At 72.9% G+C, this 14,771-nt stretch carries 13 protein-coding genes; 9 read left to right on the top strand and 4 right to left on the bottom strand.

The window, feature by feature from the left end:
- Nucleotides 1-173: 173 nt before the first annotated feature.
- From ACZ5WG_RS04980 to ACZ5WG_RS04960, 5 genes are read left to right on the top strand one after another with little or no spacing between them, the layout of a single operon-like run.
- On the top strand, nucleotides 174-1,334 hold the full coding sequence (locus tag ACZ5WG_RS04980) for an ABC transporter substrate-binding protein (RefSeq protein ID WP_468720712.1): 1,161 nt from the start codon (nucleotides 174-176) through the stop codon (nucleotides 1,332-1,334).
- Entirely contained in the window at nucleotides 1,334-2,242 is a 909-nt protein-coding gene (locus ACZ5WG_RS04975; protein WP_468720710.1) for an ABC transporter permease, read from the top strand. The genes ACZ5WG_RS04980 and ACZ5WG_RS04975 overlap by 1 nt, the downstream gene beginning before the upstream one ends.
- Nucleotides 2,230-3,174, top strand: a complete 945-nt coding sequence (locus ACZ5WG_RS04970) for an ABC transporter permease (RefSeq protein ID WP_468720708.1) — start codon at nucleotides 2,230-2,232, stop codon at nucleotides 3,172-3,174. The genes ACZ5WG_RS04975 and ACZ5WG_RS04970 overlap by 13 nt, the downstream gene beginning before the upstream one ends.
- Nucleotides 3,175-3,179: 5 nt before the next feature.
- Entirely contained in the window at nucleotides 3,180-4,286 is a 1,107-nt protein-coding gene (locus tag ACZ5WG_RS04965; RefSeq protein ID WP_468720707.1) for an ABC transporter ATP-binding protein, read from the top strand.
- Nucleotides 4,283-5,002, top strand: coding sequence for an HAD family hydrolase (locus ACZ5WG_RS04960; RefSeq protein WP_468720705.1), 720 nt, complete (start codon nucleotides 4,283-4,285; stop codon nucleotides 5,000-5,002). Before ACZ5WG_RS04965 ends, ACZ5WG_RS04960 begins: the two co-directional genes overlap by 4 nt.
- Here ACZ5WG_RS04960 and ACZ5WG_RS04955 read toward each other — a convergent pair.
- Entirely contained in the window at nucleotides 4,960-5,439 is a 480-nt protein-coding gene (locus ACZ5WG_RS04955; protein ID WP_468720704.1) for a hypothetical protein, read from the bottom strand. The genes ACZ5WG_RS04960 and ACZ5WG_RS04955 overlap by 43 nt on opposite strands.
- A 200-nt stretch (nucleotides 5,440-5,639) precedes the next feature.
- Between ACZ5WG_RS04955 and ACZ5WG_RS04950 the strand changes: the two genes are divergently transcribed.
- Entirely contained in the window at nucleotides 5,640-6,710 is a 1,071-nt protein-coding gene (locus ACZ5WG_RS04950) for a DUF2330 domain-containing protein (RefSeq protein ID WP_468720702.1), read from the top strand.
- Between the two features lie 84 nt (nucleotides 6,711-6,794).
- Here the strand turns inward: ACZ5WG_RS04950 and ACZ5WG_RS04945 are convergent, their stop codons facing one another.
- From ACZ5WG_RS04945 to ACZ5WG_RS04935, 3 genes are all read right to left on the bottom strand, one after another.
- On the bottom strand, nucleotides 6,795-8,405 hold the full coding sequence (locus ACZ5WG_RS04945) for a carboxylesterase/lipase family protein (RefSeq protein WP_468720700.1): 1,611 nt from the start codon (nucleotides 8,403-8,405) through the stop codon (nucleotides 6,795-6,797).
- The gene (gene surE / locus ACZ5WG_RS04940) at nucleotides 8,402-9,328 is read right to left on the bottom strand and encodes a 5'/3'-nucleotidase SurE (RefSeq protein ID WP_468720698.1); all 927 of its coding nucleotides are present in this window, start codon (nucleotides 9,326-9,328) and stop codon (nucleotides 8,402-8,404) included. The genes ACZ5WG_RS04945 and surE overlap by 4 nt, the downstream gene beginning before the upstream one ends.
- 155 nt (nucleotides 9,329-9,483) lie before the next feature.
- A complete protein-coding gene (locus tag ACZ5WG_RS04935; protein WP_468720696.1) occupies nucleotides 9,484-10,731 on the bottom strand; it encodes an MFS transporter in 1,248 nt (415 codons plus the stop codon).
- A 530-nt stretch (nucleotides 10,732-11,261) separates the two neighbouring features.
- Here ACZ5WG_RS04935 and ACZ5WG_RS04930 point away from each other — a divergent pair.
- From ACZ5WG_RS04930 to ACZ5WG_RS04920, 3 genes are all read left to right on the top strand, one after another.
- Entirely contained in the window at nucleotides 11,262-11,993 is a 732-nt protein-coding gene (locus ACZ5WG_RS04930; protein WP_468720694.1) for a phosphatase PAP2 family protein, read from the top strand.
- A gap of 144 nt (nucleotides 11,994-12,137) precedes the next feature.
- Nucleotides 12,138-13,682, top strand: coding sequence for a carboxylesterase/lipase family protein (locus ACZ5WG_RS04925; RefSeq protein ID WP_468720692.1), 1,545 nt, complete (start codon nucleotides 12,138-12,140; stop codon nucleotides 13,680-13,682).
- Between the two features lie 59 nt (nucleotides 13,683-13,741).
- Nucleotides 13,742-14,767: a LacI family DNA-binding transcriptional regulator gene (locus ACZ5WG_RS04920; RefSeq protein WP_468720690.1), complete on the top strand. Its 1,026-nt coding sequence runs from the start codon at nucleotides 13,742-13,744 to the stop codon at nucleotides 14,765-14,767.
- Nucleotides 14,768-14,771: the final 4 nt, after the last annotated feature.

Genomic DNA, 14,771 nt, shown 5'->3' with positions numbered 1-14,771 from the left:
AAGATCATTACACCTCTCATGTCACGGCTTCTTTCGGTCATTCTCGTCTCTTCGTCGAGCCGTGCCCCGCGGTCCAGCCTCCGTTCACCGTCCGTACAGGGAGGCCGGGCGAACTGGGGTCAACTTGTTCAGACAAGTAGACCCCCGTCAGGAACCCGTCTCCGGGAGAGACCGTGCTCAGTTCCTCCGCCCGCCGTGGTGCAGCCGTACTGCTCAGCGCCGCCGTCCTCACCACGCTCAGCGCGTGTGGCGCCGCTCCGGACCAGGCCGCCGGTGCTGCCGACGGCAAGTCCAAGGTCCAGCCGGGCGCCGCCGCCTCGCTCGCCGACCTCGGCGGCATGGACGCCCTCGTCGCGGCCGCCCAGAAGGAAGGCCAGCTCAACGTCATCGCGCTGCCGCCGGACTGGGCGAACTACGGCGAGATCATCAAGGCCTTCGAGGCCAAGTACAAGATCAAGGTCAACAGCGAGAACCCGGACGCCTCCAGCTCCGACGAGATCGCCGCAGTGAAGTCCCGCAAGGGCCAGAAGCGCGCCCCCGACGTCATGGACCTCGGCATCGCCTTCGCGCGCAGCGGAGCCGGCGAGAACCTGTTCGCCCCGTACAAGGTCACCGCCTGGGACAAGATCCCGGCCGGCCAGAAGGACGCCGACGGCCGCTGGTACAACGACTACGGCGGCTACATCTCCATCGGCTGCGACGCGGCCAAGATCCCGAACTGCCCGACGACCTTCGCGGACCTGCTGAAGCCCGAGTACAAGGGCAAGGTCGCCCTCAACGGCAACCCGACCAAGTCCGGTTCGGCCTTCGGCGGCGTCTACGCGGCCGCCCTCGCCAACAAGGGCTCCTTCGCGGACATCCAGCCCGGCATCGACTTCTTCGGGCAGCTGCGCAAGAGCGGGAACTTCATCCCGGTCGAGTCCACCCCGGCCACCGTCGAGAAGGGCGAGACGCCCATCTCCATCGACTGGGACTACCTGAACGCCGGCTACGCCGAGCAGTTCAAGGGCAAGGGCGTCGACTGGAAGGTCGCCGTTCCCACCGACGGCGTCTACGCCCAGTACTACTCGCAGGCCATCAACAAGGAAGCCCCCAACCCGGCGGCCGCCCGCCTGTGGATGGAGTACCTGTACAGCGCCGAGGGCCAGAACCTGTGGCTGAAGGGCCACGCCCGCCCGGTCCTGCTCCCGGTCATGACCCAGGACGGCACCGTCGACAAGGACGCCGCCGCCAAGCTCCCGCAGATCCAGGGCACCCCGGCCTTCCCCGCCTCCGCGGAGCTGGACAAGGCCAAGGCCACCCTCGCCGAGAAGTGGGACAAGGCCCTCTCCTGATGTCCCCCTCCACCCCCGCCTCCCACTCGGAGGGCACCGCCGGCGGCAGCACCAGCCGCCGCCGGCGGCGCGGCCCGCGCACCTGGCTCGCCGCCCTCCCGCTCCTCGTCTTCACCGGGCTCTGCTTCGGCGTCCCGCTCGGCGCCATCGCCTTCGGCGCGGTCACCCGGACCGACCCGTCGAGCGGCGCCACCCGGCTGACCGGCGAGCACCTCGCGCGCTCGCTCCAGGGTCCCTACCTCGGCTCGCTCATCGGCAGCGTGCAGCTCTCCGCCCTCACCGCGGCCGTGGGCGGCGTGCTCGGGGTCCTGATCGCCCAGGCCGTGGTCACCTCCCGGTCCCGGACCCTGCGCAGTGCCACGCTGACCGCCTCCGGCGTCCTCGCCAACTTCGGCGGCGTGCCCCTCGCGTTCGCGTTCATCGCCACCGTCGGCATCTCCGGAGTCGTCACCCAGCTCGCCGACCTCACGAGCCTCGGCTGGAGCCTGTACTCCTTCACCGGCCTCGCCGTGGTCTACCTGTACTTCCTGATCCCGCTCATGGTGCTCGTGATCGCCCCGGCGCTGGACGGGCTGCGCCCGCAGTGGCGCGAAGCCGCCCAGAACAACGGGGCCACCGGATGGCAGTTCTGGCGCCACGTCGGACTGCCCGTCTTGGCGCCCTCGCTGCTCGGCGGATTCGTGCTGCTCTTCGGCACCGCGTTCGCCGCGCACGCCACGGCCGCGGCCCTCGTCGGCGGCTCCGTACCGCTGGTCACGCTGAAGATCGCCGACGCGCTGTCCGGCAACGTCCTGACCGGACAGGAGAACGTGGCGCTCGCCCTCGGCCTCGACATGATCCTGATCGCCGGCCTCGTCATGGCGGTCTACCTGCCCCTCCAGCGACGGAGCGCCCGATGGCTGCGATGACCCCGACGCCCGCACCGACCGCCCCGGACACCGGGGCGGCCCCCGCCGGCTCCACAGAGCAGGTCCCGGCCTCCCGGCCGCGCCGCCGCCCCCGTCCCCGGGTCTGGCGCGCAGCCGTGCTCCTGCTGGCGGGCGCGTACTTCCTCGTCCCGCTCATCGCCTCCTTCGTCTTCACCGTGCACGTGCCCGGCCAGGGCATCAGCTTCGAGGCGTACACCCAGCTGCTCTCCGCCGACGGGTTCACCGAGAGCATGCTGCTCTCCCTCGGACTGGCCGCCGCCACCATCGCGCTGTCGCTGCTGCTCGCCGTGCCCGCACTGGTCGCCGTACGGCTCGGCTCGCCCCGGCTGCGCCCGGTCGTGGAGGTGATGTGCATGCTGCCGCTGGTGGTCCCGCCGATCGCCCTGGTCACCGGTATCACCACCGTGCTGCGCTGGGGCCCCGAGCACCTGTCGCGGACGCCCTTCTACCAGACCTTCCTGGCCGTGCAGAACGAGCAGTTCCCCGTCGTCCTGGTCCTCGCGTACACCGTGCTGGCGCTGCCCTTCGTCTACCGCTCGCTCGACGCGGGACTGCGCGCCATCGACGTGCCGACACTGGTCGAGGCCGCCCGCAGCTGCGGCGCGAGCTGGCCGTACGTGGTCCTGCGCGTGCTGCTGCCCAACCTGCGGTCCTCGCTCGCCGGAGCCGCCTTCCTCACACTGGCCCTGGTCCTCGGCGAGTTCACCATCGCCTCCCTGCTGGGCTTCCGGCCCTTCGCCGTGTGGATCGTCACGATCTCCGGAGCCCACGCCCGGATGTCGGTCGCCGTCTCCATCCTCAGCCTGCTCATCACCTGGCTGCTGCTGCTCGTCCTCTCGCGGGCCGGGACCAATCCCGCCACGGCGTCCTCCGCCCCCAGTACGTCCCCCACCTCCCGCAAGGAGTCCTGACCCCCATGTCCACCACCCTTCCCGCGGCCAGGCAGTCCGAGGGCTCTGACGAACGCGCGACCTCCGCGGGCGCACGTGTCGAATTCCGCGGCCTGCGGCGGGCGTTCGGCTCCACCGTCGCCCTCGACGGGCTCGACCTGACCATCGAGCCGGGCGAACTCGTCGCCCTGCTCGGCCCGTCGGGCTGCGGAAAGACCACCGCCCTGCGCGTGGTCGCGGGCTTCGAACAGCCCGACTCCGGTGAAGTACTGGTCGACGGCGAGGACATCACCCGCGTACCGGCCAACCGGCGCGACGCCGGGATGGTGTTCCAGTCGTACAGCCTCTTCCCGAACCTCAGCGCCCGCGACAACGTGGCCTTCGGCCTGCGCGTACGCAAGGTCGGGGCGGCCCAGCGCCGCGAGCGGGCCGCCGAACTCCTCGACCTGGTCGGCCTGCCGGACCACGGGGACCGCTACCCGCACCAGATGTCGGGTGGCCAGCAGCAGCGCGTCGCACTCGCCCGCGCCCTGGCGCTGCGCCCGCGCGTGCTGCTGCTCGACGAGCCGCTCTCCGCGCTCGACGCCAAGGTACGGGCCAACCTGCGCGACGAGATCCGCCGGCTCCAGCTCTCCCTCGGCATCACCACCGTGTTCGTCACGCACGACCAGGAGGAGGCGCTGTCGATGGCCGACCGGGTCGCCGTCCTGAACGCCGGCCGCCTCGAGCAGTGCGCGGCCCCGGCCGAGCTGTACGAGCGCCCCGCGACGCCGTTCGTCGCCGAGTTCGTCGGCACGATGAACCGGCTGCCCGGGCAGCTCACCGACTCCGGCCTGGTGGAGGTGGCCGGCTCCCGGCTGCCCGTCGACGGCCCGGTCCCGACGGCGACGCGGGAGGTGGAGGTGCTGGTCCGGCCGGAGAACGTCACCGCGACCGCCGACCCCGAGGGCACGGCCACCGTGGTCTCCGCGTCCTTCTTCGGCGCGGTGACCCGGCTCCACCTCGAACTGCCCGGCGGCACCTCGGCCAAGGCGGACCTGCCCTCGCGGGACGCGGGCGAGCTGGCGCCGGGTGCGCGGGCCGCCGTCGGCCTGGCCGAGCGTCCGGTGCTCGTCGTGGCCCGGTCCGCGTGAGCGGCCTCGCGGCCGTCCTGTTCGACATGGACGGGACCCTGGTCGACACCGAGGTGCTGTGGTGGCGCACCACCGAGCAGGTCGCGCAGGGCCTCGGCCACCAACTCACCGGCGTGGACGCCCCCGAGGTCGTCGGGCGCGCCGTCGAGGACACCGCCGCCCACCTCGTACGGGTCTCCGGAGGGGGAGACCCGTCCGAGGTGGCGCAGGCGCTGACCGCGGACTTCTTCGGCCGGGTGGAGGCCGGGGCGCCGATGCGGCCCGGCGCCCAGCGGCTGCTGACCGCGCTCGAGGCGGAGGGCGTGCCCTTCGCCCTGGTCAGCGCCTCGCCGCGGCTGGTCGTCGACTCGGTCGTCGGCGGTTCGCTGGCCCATGTCCCGTTCGCGTTCACCCTGTCCGCCGACGACACGGACCGGACGAAGCCGCACCCGGACCCGTACCGGGCGGCCGCCGAGCGGTTCGGCGCCGCGGTGCAGGACTGCGTGGCGGTGGAGGACTCGCCCGACGGGGCGGCCTCCGCGGAGGCCGCCGGGTGCGGGGTGCTGGTGGTCCCGTCGCTGCTGGAGGTGCCGGCCTCGCCCGTACGGACCTTCGCGCAGTCCCTGGAGGAGGTAACTCCGGAGCTGCTGCGGCGCTGCCTCACCGCTACCACCGGTGTTCCGCGGCAGGACCGTCAGGAAGCCAGACCGAGCAGCTCCACGACGCCGTCCACGTAGGCGGCCGACACGGAGCCCGCGGCGGCGGCCGCCGCGCGGCGCAGCGAGGGCAGGCCGGCACGGACGAACGCCGCGCACTGCCCGTACAGCCCGGCCTCGTACGCCGACCCGTCGTCCTCGGAGCCGAGCAGGGACAGCAGCGTCCACAGCAGCGCCTCGCGGGTGGCCAGCCGTGGCGGGCCCGCCGACCAGACGGCCATCAGCACCCCGCACACCGCCGGAGCGGGCGGGTGCAGGTGCCCGGACAGGAAGGCGTGGCCCTCCAGGGCGCGGAAGGCGGCCGGATGCCCCTCGGCGGCCGCCCACAAGGTGTCCACGAGATGCCCCGCGCTGCGGCCGCAGCCGCACGTGATGGTCTCCCAGTCGTGCCGGGCGATCTCCGCCCCCACCGCGTCGGGCACCAAGGGGCTGCTGCGCGGCTTGTCCGTCCCTCTCATGCGAGCAGTATGGGGATCGGGAACCAGCCTGACCAGGGGGTTCCGCCAGTCGGAACGGCCCCGTGACCAGGGGCGGCAGCGGGGCCCGGAGCGAGCCCCGGACCGGGCTTCGGACCTGGGCTCCGGACCGAGTCCCGGACCGAGTCCCGGATCATGGCCGGAACCGGATCACGGGGGCCCACGTCTGAGACCCCGTGTGGATGAAACGAAGAATTGCCGCCCTGCTGCTGGCCCTGCTCGCGACGCAGCTGGGATCGCTGATCAGCCCGGCGTACGCCTGCGGCTGCGGAGCGATGATCCCCGAGGGCTACGCCCGGATCGGCGTCGAACGTGAGACGTCCGTCGTGCGCTTCGACGGCCGTACGGAACAGATCGTGATGCGGTTCGTCGTCCGCGGGGACGCCCCGCGAGCGGCCTGGATCATGCCGGTACCCCGGCGGGCCACGGTGGAGCTGGGCGACGGGGAGATGTTCCGGCAGCTGACCTGGCTGACCCGGCCCGAGTTCAAGACCCGCAGCTACTTCTGGCCGCGCGACCGGGACTGGCCGTTCTCATCCAATACGGGCGACTCCGTGGGAGCCCGGCCGCCCGGCGCGGGCGACCCCTCGGTCGGAGTCGTCGGCCGTGAACAGCTCGGCGACTTCGACGTCGCACGCCTCACCGCGACCGACCCCGACGCACTGCGCAACTGGCTGGAGGCCAACGGCTTCAAGCTGCCCGAGGGCCTCGCCGCCGAGCTGAAGCCGTACGTCGACCAGAAGTGGGAGTACGTCGCCGTACGCCTCGCCCCCCGGCAGCAGGGCAAGACCCTGACGGGAACCCTCGACCCGCTGAAGATCCGCTTCGAGAGCGACCGGCTGATCTATCCGATGCGGCTGTCCCGGCTGGCCAAGACCCCGCAGTCCCTCGGGCTGTACATCCTGGCCGACCACCGCATGGAGCCGGCCTCCCCGATCGGCGGCGCCAAGCCGAAGGTCACCTTCGCCGGCACGGTCACCCCGGAGGACGGCCTCGCCACGCTCACCGGCGGCAAGCCGGCGTTCCTGACGGCGATCGACCAGGAGTTCCCGGAGCCGGGCCGCATCGACGGCGACCACGAGCTGCGCGCCACCGCCGCCGACACCCCGTACCGCAAGGTGATCTACACCGGGGAACTGCTCACCGTCGGCGGCATCCCGGCCTGGCTGCTGACCGTCGGGGCCGTCCTCGTCGCCCTCGCGGCGGGCACTTTCACCCTGCGCCGCCGCAGGTCCCGCAGCACGAGCGCCTGACCTGAGCGGCACGGCGCGGCCGCGGCACCGGGATCGTCGGGATCCCGGGCCGCGGCCGCCCCCGTACCACTGCGCTCGCCCGGACTACACCGGCCGGGGCGGCTGCGTCCGCCAGAACGCGCACTGGTGGTCCGACCCGAACGAGGTACCGGTCCGCGTCGCCGCGGGGTTGAGGGTGAGCACCGTGCCGGTGGCCCCGGTCGCCGGCCACGCCGTCTGCCCGGGCACCGCCGGGACGCCGTGGCGCGCGAACGCACCCCAGTAGCGCTTCATCCGTGTCGCGAGCGCGACCTGCTCCGGGGTCAGCGGCCGGTCGCCCATGGTGAAGTCGTGCAGATAGGCCAGCTCCGCACTGTGCGCATTCGACTCGTCGAGACCGGGCACCTGCGCCCCGGCCAGCGTCGGCGAGTTCGGATCATCGAACTCATAGAAATACGTGGGTACTTGCGAGGCGAACAGCTGCGCCGTCCACGCCGTCTGGCAGGCGAACGTCGAGTCCGTCGTGACCGCCGAAAGCGCCAGGTACGGGGACCCGTACGCCGACACGGGATACCGGGCGAGCACCTCCGGACCGGCCGCCCCGTACCCCGCCAGGACCTGCGCGGTGTACTGCTCCTGCGTCAGGTACGGCTGGGTCAGCGCCACGAACAGGCGCGCCTCGGACCGGGTGCTCCCGATCAGCACCGGCACCTTGTTCCAGTCCCCGCTCCCGATGGCCGTCGCCGGATCGACCGGCAGCAGCCCGTCACCGGACGCGGGACCCGAGGTGGGCACCGTACGGGCCGCCTCGACCAGCGCCGCCCCGGAAGCCGCCCGCAGGCAACCGGCCAGCGCCGCCGGATCCGTACACCCCGCGGCCGTGGCGAAGGCCCGCGCCTGCGCCTCGGCCCGCGCGCCGTCCGGCGGACGCAGCAGCGTGCACGGCCCGCTCTGCAGCACCGCCCGGTGGAACAGCCCGGCCGCCGACGGCGCAGCCAGCAGCGCGCAGACGGAACCGCTGCCCGCCGACTGCCCGGAGACCGTGACGTTGCCGGGGTTGCCGCCGAACGCCGCGATGTTCTCCCGGGTCCAGCGCAGCGCCGCCATCTGGTCCATCAGCCCGAAGGAGCCGGAGCGCTGCGCATTCTCCCCGGCGAGCTCGGGCAGCCCGAGATAACCGAGCTGCCCCAGCCGGTAGTTGATGCTGACCACGACACTGCCGGTGAGATCGGCCATGGTACGGCCGCCGAACTGCGTGCCCGTGCCCTGGCTGTACGCACCCCCGTGCATCCACACGATCACCGGTAGCCGGGCTCCGGCACGGGCCGTGCGGGGCCGGTACACGTCGAGGTACAGGCAGTCCTCGCTGACGGCCTGCGGATCACTCAGCCCGAACGGCGAGAACTGCAGGCACGCCGGGGCCTGTCGGACCGCCTCCCGGACCCCGGTCCACCGGCGTGGCTGCTGCGGCGCGCGCAGCCGCGCGTCCCCGACCGGGGGAGCGGCGTAGGGGACGCCGAGGAACTCCTGGGCGCCGGCGCCGTCGCCGTCATGGTCCTGCCCGCGCAGCACGCCCTGCGCGACGATGGCCTGCGGGCGCGCAGACCCGCCGGACGAAGCCGCCGTGGCCGCCGCTGCCGGGAGCGCCGGGGTCAGCAGGGCCGCCAGCGCGCAGGCGGCAGCGAGCAGCGACCGTGCCGTACGCGGTCGCCTCATGGGCGGAGCCCGGCGATGAGGGCCGAGGTGACCGCGAAGTCGGCCGGCCCGGTGTTCCAGTCGGCGCTCATCGGGCTCACGGCGATCTTGCCGGCGCTCACCGCCTCCACGTCACCGCCCTTGGCGGCCGGCTGCTGGCGGACCTGTACGGTCACCTTCCAGGTGCCGTCCCCGGAATCGGTGAAGTCCGCCTGGAGCGGGGCCTGCGGGTCCTGGAAGGTCGCCGCCACACCGGCCGCGGTGCCCTTGCCGTCCGCGCCGACGATCGGGTGGTTGACGTTCAGACCGACGCCCTTCGGCAGCAGCGGCCCCGACCCTGCCCGGCTGCGCAGCCGGTCGATCAGCTTCACCGCGAAGTCGACGGTGGGGCCCATCGCGTTGACGGTGGCGGTCGGATCGGGAACGGCCAGGCCGCCGGTGCTCAGCGCGATCGCCGGGACGCCGCTCTCGAGGGCGGCGACGGCGCCGCCGACCGTACCGGAGTGGGTGGCGAGACCGGCCAGGTTCGGGCCGAAGTTGGTGCCGGAGACCACCAGGTCGGGGGCGCGTCCCGCGAAGACCTCGGAGAGGCCGAAGGCGACGGAGTCGCCGGGTGTGCCGTCCACGGCCCACACCTTCGGCTCGGGGTGTTTCACCGCGATGGTCGGGGCGCTCATCATCTTCGTGCCGGTGCCGCTCTGGTTGGTGAGCGGGGCGACGATGGTGACGTCGTGCCCGGCGGCGGTCAGCCGCTCGAACGCCTTGCGGATGCCGGGCGCGTTGTAGCCGTCGTCGTTCGTGAGCAGGATCCGCAGCGGGGCCGCGGGCGCCGCCGTACTCGCTGCGGGCGCGGTCTGCGGCGAGGCGACCGCGGGCGCCGTACCCGCGAGGGCTGCGGTGCACACGATGAACACGGCCGGCGGCAGAACTCGCTTGCGTCTCACAGGGAACTCCTTGAAAAGGGAGGGAAGGGAGGCGAGGGTGCGGTACGGGTGGTGCGAGGAGGGTGTGGTGCAGGACCGGCGGGCGCACGACCCTCGGCATGCGCCCGCCGGAGTTCGAGCCGGGCCGCCGCGATGCGGCAGCGGCGGCCCGGGGATCAGCGCACGCTGCGGATCGGGAGGATGGCGAGTGCGCCGATCAGCGAGAGGGCTCCGCCGACGAGGAAGAGCGGGGTGTATCCGCCGAGGGCGGTCACCACGGCCGAGGCGACGAACGGGGCGATGATCTGCGGCCCGGCGTTCGCGATGTTGAGGACGCCCATATCGCGGGCGGCGTCCTCGGCCCGGGGCAGGACCAGGGTGACCAGCGCGGTGTCGACGGCCATGAAGCAGCCGAACGCGAGCCCGTTGAGCGCGCTGAAGACGAGCATGCCGGTCCAGGTGGGGCTGACCACCGGGACCACCATGACGAGCCCGGCGAGGGCGGCCGAGACGCCGACGAACACCTTGCGGCGGTCCCACCGGTCGGACAGCATCCCGCCCACCACGGTCGAGACGGCCATCGCGACCATCGACACGGGGGTGAGGACCGCCATCGCTGCGGGCGGGGTCAGCCCGGCGGGCAGGCTGATGTGGTCGTCCAGGATGTACAGCTGGTAGCCGACGACCGAGAAGTAGCCGAGGACCATCAGGGCCCGGCCGATGAACGCCCACCGGAAGTCGTGGTTCGCCAACGCCGAAAGGAACGCGGCGAGTTGGGCCCGCTTGGGGACGGCGGCCGGGGCAGGACCGGTGCGCGGGACATCCCGGCACAGGAGGGTGAGCAGCAGTGCGGAGGCGGCGACGATCGCGCCGAAGACCAGGTACCCGGTGCGCAGGTGCTCCGCGGTCGCGGAGGCGATCAGCACCCCGACCGTGCCGCCGATCGGCAGGCCCAGCCCGACCAGCGCGGACGCCGTACCGCGCCGGGCGACGGGCACCCGGTCGGGGACGATCGCGGTGACCGCGGCCTGGTAGACGTTCATGGTCGCCTGTACGAGGCACCAGCCGATGCCGACGAGCAGTGCGATGGTCGCGTAACCGAGGAACGCCAGGGCGGCGAGCGAGCCGAAGGCGCCGCCGAGGATCCACGGGTTGCGACGGCCGCTGCGGTCGGAGAGGGCGCCGGCGATCGGGTTGAAGGCGGTCGCGAAGACCGCGCTGATCCCGCCGATCACACCGAGTACGGCGACCTTGTCGTCGGGGTCGATCGCCGCGACCTGGGTGGGCAGCAGGATCGAACCGACGCCCATGTAGACCGCCATGAGGGCGGAGTTCGCGACCAGCAGCAGGGGCAGGAGCGCGCGCTGGCGGGGAGGTTCGGGATCCGCAGGGGCGGGCGAATCGATCAGTTCGTTCTGGGCCATGACGACTCCTCGGGGGACGGGGCGAGAAGAGGGTGGGGAGGCTCGGCGCGGGGGCCCGTGGGGGAGAGGGGTGCACCGTGCGGGGGCTGCGGCGAGGTGCTGCCGCCTGGGGAAGGCTCGGCGGGCGACTGCGGTTCACATGATGTTGTTACACGTGTCACCTTCGGCGCTTGGACACTGTGTAGCACCCATTTCTGGGCGTCGCTAGAGGTTGTGACGTGGCGATGTGCGGATCGTGACCGACCGATGGGTAACTCTGCGAGGACGTGTAACCATCACCTCAAGGCCACTGAGCAGGGGTGTTGTGTCCGGAATCCCTCTTGCGCTTGTGGCGGTGGTCACGCATCCGCAATACTCCGTGCCGCATCGCGACGACTTCAGTCGCCGCTCACCGCAAGAGCCCGCGGCCGGCGTCCCCGGTCCCGGGCCCCCGGCTCTCCCCGGCCTTCGGCCCCGTGAAGTCCTCCACCACTTGTGCCTGCTCTCCGCGTGCCCCCACCGCCTGGGGAGATCACCGTGAAAGGCCTGTCATGCCACGTTCCTCCGCCGTGCCCCGGTCCGGGCACCGCGCATCCCCGCCCCTGATCCCCGCTCCCCGGCACCACCTCCCGGCGGCCCCGCCCCGCCATGCGGTCGCCGTCGGGGCCGTCCTCCTGCTCGGGTCGCTGCTGATCGGCCTCCTGGTCTCGGTCGGCGAACGCCCCGTCTTCCAGGGGCTCGACGACAGCTGGGCCGCATCGATGAACGGCTCGCGGGCCGACGCCCTCACCGGCCTCGCCACCGTCTTCGACCGGCTCGGCGGCCCGCTCGGCATGGTTCTGCCGCTCGGTCTGATCGGCTGCCTCTGCGTCTACGGGCGCTGGCGGTCGGGGCTGTTCGCCTTCGCTGCCGGCGTCGTGGCGAACGTCCTCCTGGTGCTCCCGCTCAAGCAGCTCGTCGACCGGCCCCGCCCGCCGCATCCGTGGGTCCTGGTCAATGACGGCTCGTTCCCCTCCGGCCAGGTGTTCAGTGCCGTGACGCTGGTGTTCGTGGCCGCCGTCCTGGTGTTCCCCCCGCGGGCGCGCCGCTGGTGGTGGCTGTTCGCGGCGCTGTACGTCCTCGCCATGATGGGCAGCCGGACCTGGCTGCACGCGCAGTGGCTCAGTGACACCTTCGCCGGGGCGCTGGCCGGCGCCGGCAGCGTCATGCTGCTGTGGAGGGCGTTCGCGCCGCTGCTGCGGATCGAGGCCGAGCGGGTCGCGGCCGACAGCCTGTGGCTGTGAGGGTCGCAGGAGTCGCAGGAGTCGCAGGCCAACGACATATCGAGAATCATTGACGGTCGTCCAATCGGCGCCATATTCTCGTGTTCGGGGCCGGCGTGCGTCCACCGCGCCGCCGGCCCCCGGAGCGACGAAGGAAGGGCCCCCATGGCACACACCGAGAACCGCACCCCGCCCCCCGTGGTCGACCTGCCCGCAGGCCGACTGCGCGGCGCGATCGAAGACGGGCTCTCCGTCTTCCGGGCGGTCCCGTACGCCGCACCCCCCGTCGGCGATCTGCGCTGGCGGCCCGCCCGGCCGCATCCCGGCTGGAGCGGCACGCGCGACGCGAGCGCCGACGGCCCCAGCGCCCCGCAGATGTACGTCGAAGGCGGCGACCCGGTCCTCGGCGGCCACGGGTCACCGCCCTTCGGCGAGGACTGCCTCACCCTCAACGTCTGGACGCCCGCGGCGGACGACGCCCGCCGTCCGGTACTGGTGTGGATCCACGGCGGCGGCTTCGTCTCCGGATCGGGCTCGCTGCCCGGCTACGGCGGCGAGACCTTCGCGCGGGACGGCGACCTGGTGTTCGTCGGCATCAACTACCGCATCGGACCGCTCGGTTACCTCCCCCCGGAGGGTGGCGACGAGAGCGACGAGGTGGCCAACCCCTGGCTCTCCGACCAGCTCGCCGCCCTGCAGTGGGTGAAGGCGAACATCGCCTCCTTCGGCGGCGACCCCGACCACATCACCGTCGCCGGCCAGTCCGGCGGCGCCGTCTCCACCGCGGCCCTCGCAGGCCACCCGCAGGCCGCCGGCCTGATCCGCCGGGTGATCCTGCAGAGCCCGCCGTTCGGGCTCGACCTCCCCGGCCCCGGCGCGTACCGGGAACGCACCGAGGCCTATCGGGAGCTGGCCGGTGCCAAGACCGCGCAGGAGCTGCGCGCACTGCCCTGGCCGGCCCTGATCGGCGCGGCCGGCGGTCTGTTCGCCCGCACGATGCGGTGGGGCTACTGGCCGACGCCGTTCCTGCCCGTCGTCGACGGGGAAACGCTCGAGCGCCATCCGGCGCAGGCTCTGCTGCACGGGGCCGCGGCCTGCATCGACGTCATGATCGGCTGGACCCGCGAGGAGGCCAACTTCGGCTTCGGCCTCGACGAGGGGTACGCGACCGCCACCCGGGAACAGGTGACCGACCGGATCGCGGAGACCTTCGGGGCCGAGGCCGCCCCCGAGGTCTACGCCGCGTACGAGACGGCCCGCCCCGGCGCCGGTCCGGCCGGCGTCCTCATGGACCTGATCACGGACGAGCTCTTCCGGGTTCCCTCCGTCGCCCTGGCCGAGGCCAGGGCCGGTTCGGAGCACCCCGTCTGGGCCTACCAGTTCGACCTCCCCACCCCCGCGTACGAGGGCCGGCTCGGCGCCGCGCACTGCCTCGAACTCCCCTTCGTATTCGACAACTTCGAGCAGTGGTCGCACGCACCCTTCCTCGCCGGGCTCGCCCCCGCCGTCCGCGACGGCCTCGCGCAGACCATGCACCGGGCCTGGATCGCCTTCGTCCGCACCGGCGACCCCAACCACCCCGGCATGCCGCAGTGGCACCGGTACGGCGCGCAGTCGCGGACCACGATGCGCTTCGACTCCGTCGTCACCGCCCTCGACGATCTCGCAGGGCCCTCGCGCCGCCTGCACGAAACCCGCAGGGGCCAATGATCTAACTCGTGTAACCTGAGGGGAGAGGTGTAGGCCGACCCAAGGGAGCACCGAGGACCATGCCCAAGGAGCCCAGGGAGACGAGCACCCCTGCGTCGCCCGTGTCGATCACCAGCGCCGACGTGGCCCGGCTGGCCGGGGTGTCACGCGCCACCGTGTCGTTCGTCCTGAACGACACCCCCGGCCACCGCGTCAGCGAGGGCACCCGTACGCGGGTGCTCGACGCCGCCCGGCAGCTCGGTTACGTACCGCACGCCGCAGCCCGGTCCCTGCGGGCCGGCCGCAGCAACCTCGTCCTGATGCCCGCCTCGGTCTCCGCGATCGGCCGCCTCGTCAGCGACTGGGTCGACGACCTCCACAGCGAGCTCGACCGCCACGGCTACACGGCCGTCCTGCACGCGGGCCGCTTCGCCGACCCCCTCGACGCCGCCCGGGCCTGGGCCGAACTGCGCCCGGCGGCCGTCATCGCCCTCGACGGCGACCGCTTCACCGCCCAGGCCGCCGAGCTGCTGAGCCGCGCCGGCGTGCGCGGCCTGCTGGCCTTCGCCGCCCGCCCGGTGGAGGGCGTCCACACCATCGGCTTCGACCACGCGGACATCGGCGCCACCGCGGCCGAGCACCTCATCGCCCGGGGCCGGAGCAGGATCGGCGTGGTCATGCCCCGGGAACGCGGCCTCGGCACCCTCGCCGGCCCGCGCCTCGCCGGGGCCGAGTCGGTCGCGGCCCGGCACATGGCGACGGTGACCCCCGTCGAGCTCGCGTACACCAGGGAGTCCGCGATCGACCTCGCCCGGCGCTGGCCGAGCCTGGGCCTGGACGCCGTCTTCGCGTACAACGACGAGTACGCGGCGCTGCTCCTGCACGCCCTGCGGGCCGAGGGCATCGCCGTACCGGACGAGGTCGCGATCGTCGGCTCCGACGACCTGGTCCTCGCCTCCCTCCAGCAGCCGCCCCTCACGACGGTCCGCCTGGACCTGCCGTCGGCAGCCGGCGTCGCCGACGCCCTCCACGAGCTGATCGAGACGGGGAAGACGCCCCCGCTCCCTGCTATCGAGGCCCTCCTCGTCCACCGCGAGACCTCCTGAGGAA

It is taken from the genome of Streptomyces sp. NPDC032745 (assembly GCF_055579465.1).
Note: the sequence above shows the minus strand (reverse complement) of the source record. Positions and strands in the feature narration are given on the sequence as shown.

What these genes read in the sequence shown, in the direction of transcription:
- ACZ5WG_RS04975 (WP_468720710.1), top strand. Translation starts at nt 1,334, where the DNA reads ATGTCCCCCTCCACCCCCGCCTCCCACTCGGAGGGCACCGCCGGCGGC.
- ACZ5WG_RS04970 (WP_468720708.1), top strand. Translation starts at nt 2,230, where the DNA reads ATGGCTGCGATGACCCCGACGCCCGCACCGACCGCCCCGGACACCGGG.
- ACZ5WG_RS04965 (WP_468720707.1), top strand. Translation starts at nt 3,180, where the DNA reads ATGTCCACCACCCTTCCCGCGGCCAGGCAGTCCGAGGGCTCTGACGAA.
- ACZ5WG_RS04955 (WP_468720704.1), bottom strand. Translation starts at nt 5,439, where the DNA reads ATGAGAGGGACGGACAAGCCGCGCAGCAGCCCCTTGGTGCCCGACGCG.
- ACZ5WG_RS04950 (WP_468720702.1), top strand. Translation starts at nt 5,640, where the DNA reads ATGAAACGAAGAATTGCCGCCCTGCTGCTGGCCCTGCTCGCGACGCAG.
- ACZ5WG_RS04945 (WP_468720700.1), bottom strand. Translation starts at nt 8,405, where the DNA reads ATGAGGCGACCGCGTACGGCACGGTCGCTGCTCGCTGCCGCCTGCGCG.
- ACZ5WG_RS04935 (WP_468720696.1), bottom strand. Translation starts at nt 10,731, where the DNA reads ATGGCCCAGAACGAACTGATCGATTCGCCCGCCCCTGCGGATCCCGAA.
- ACZ5WG_RS04930 (WP_468720694.1), top strand. Translation starts at nt 11,262, where the DNA reads ATGCCACGTTCCTCCGCCGTGCCCCGGTCCGGGCACCGCGCATCCCCG.
- ACZ5WG_RS04925 (WP_468720692.1), top strand. Translation starts at nt 12,138, where the DNA reads ATGGCACACACCGAGAACCGCACCCCGCCCCCCGTGGTCGACCTGCCC.
- ACZ5WG_RS04920 (WP_468720690.1), top strand. Translation starts at nt 13,742, where the DNA reads ATGCCCAAGGAGCCCAGGGAGACGAGCACCCCTGCGTCGCCCGTGTCG.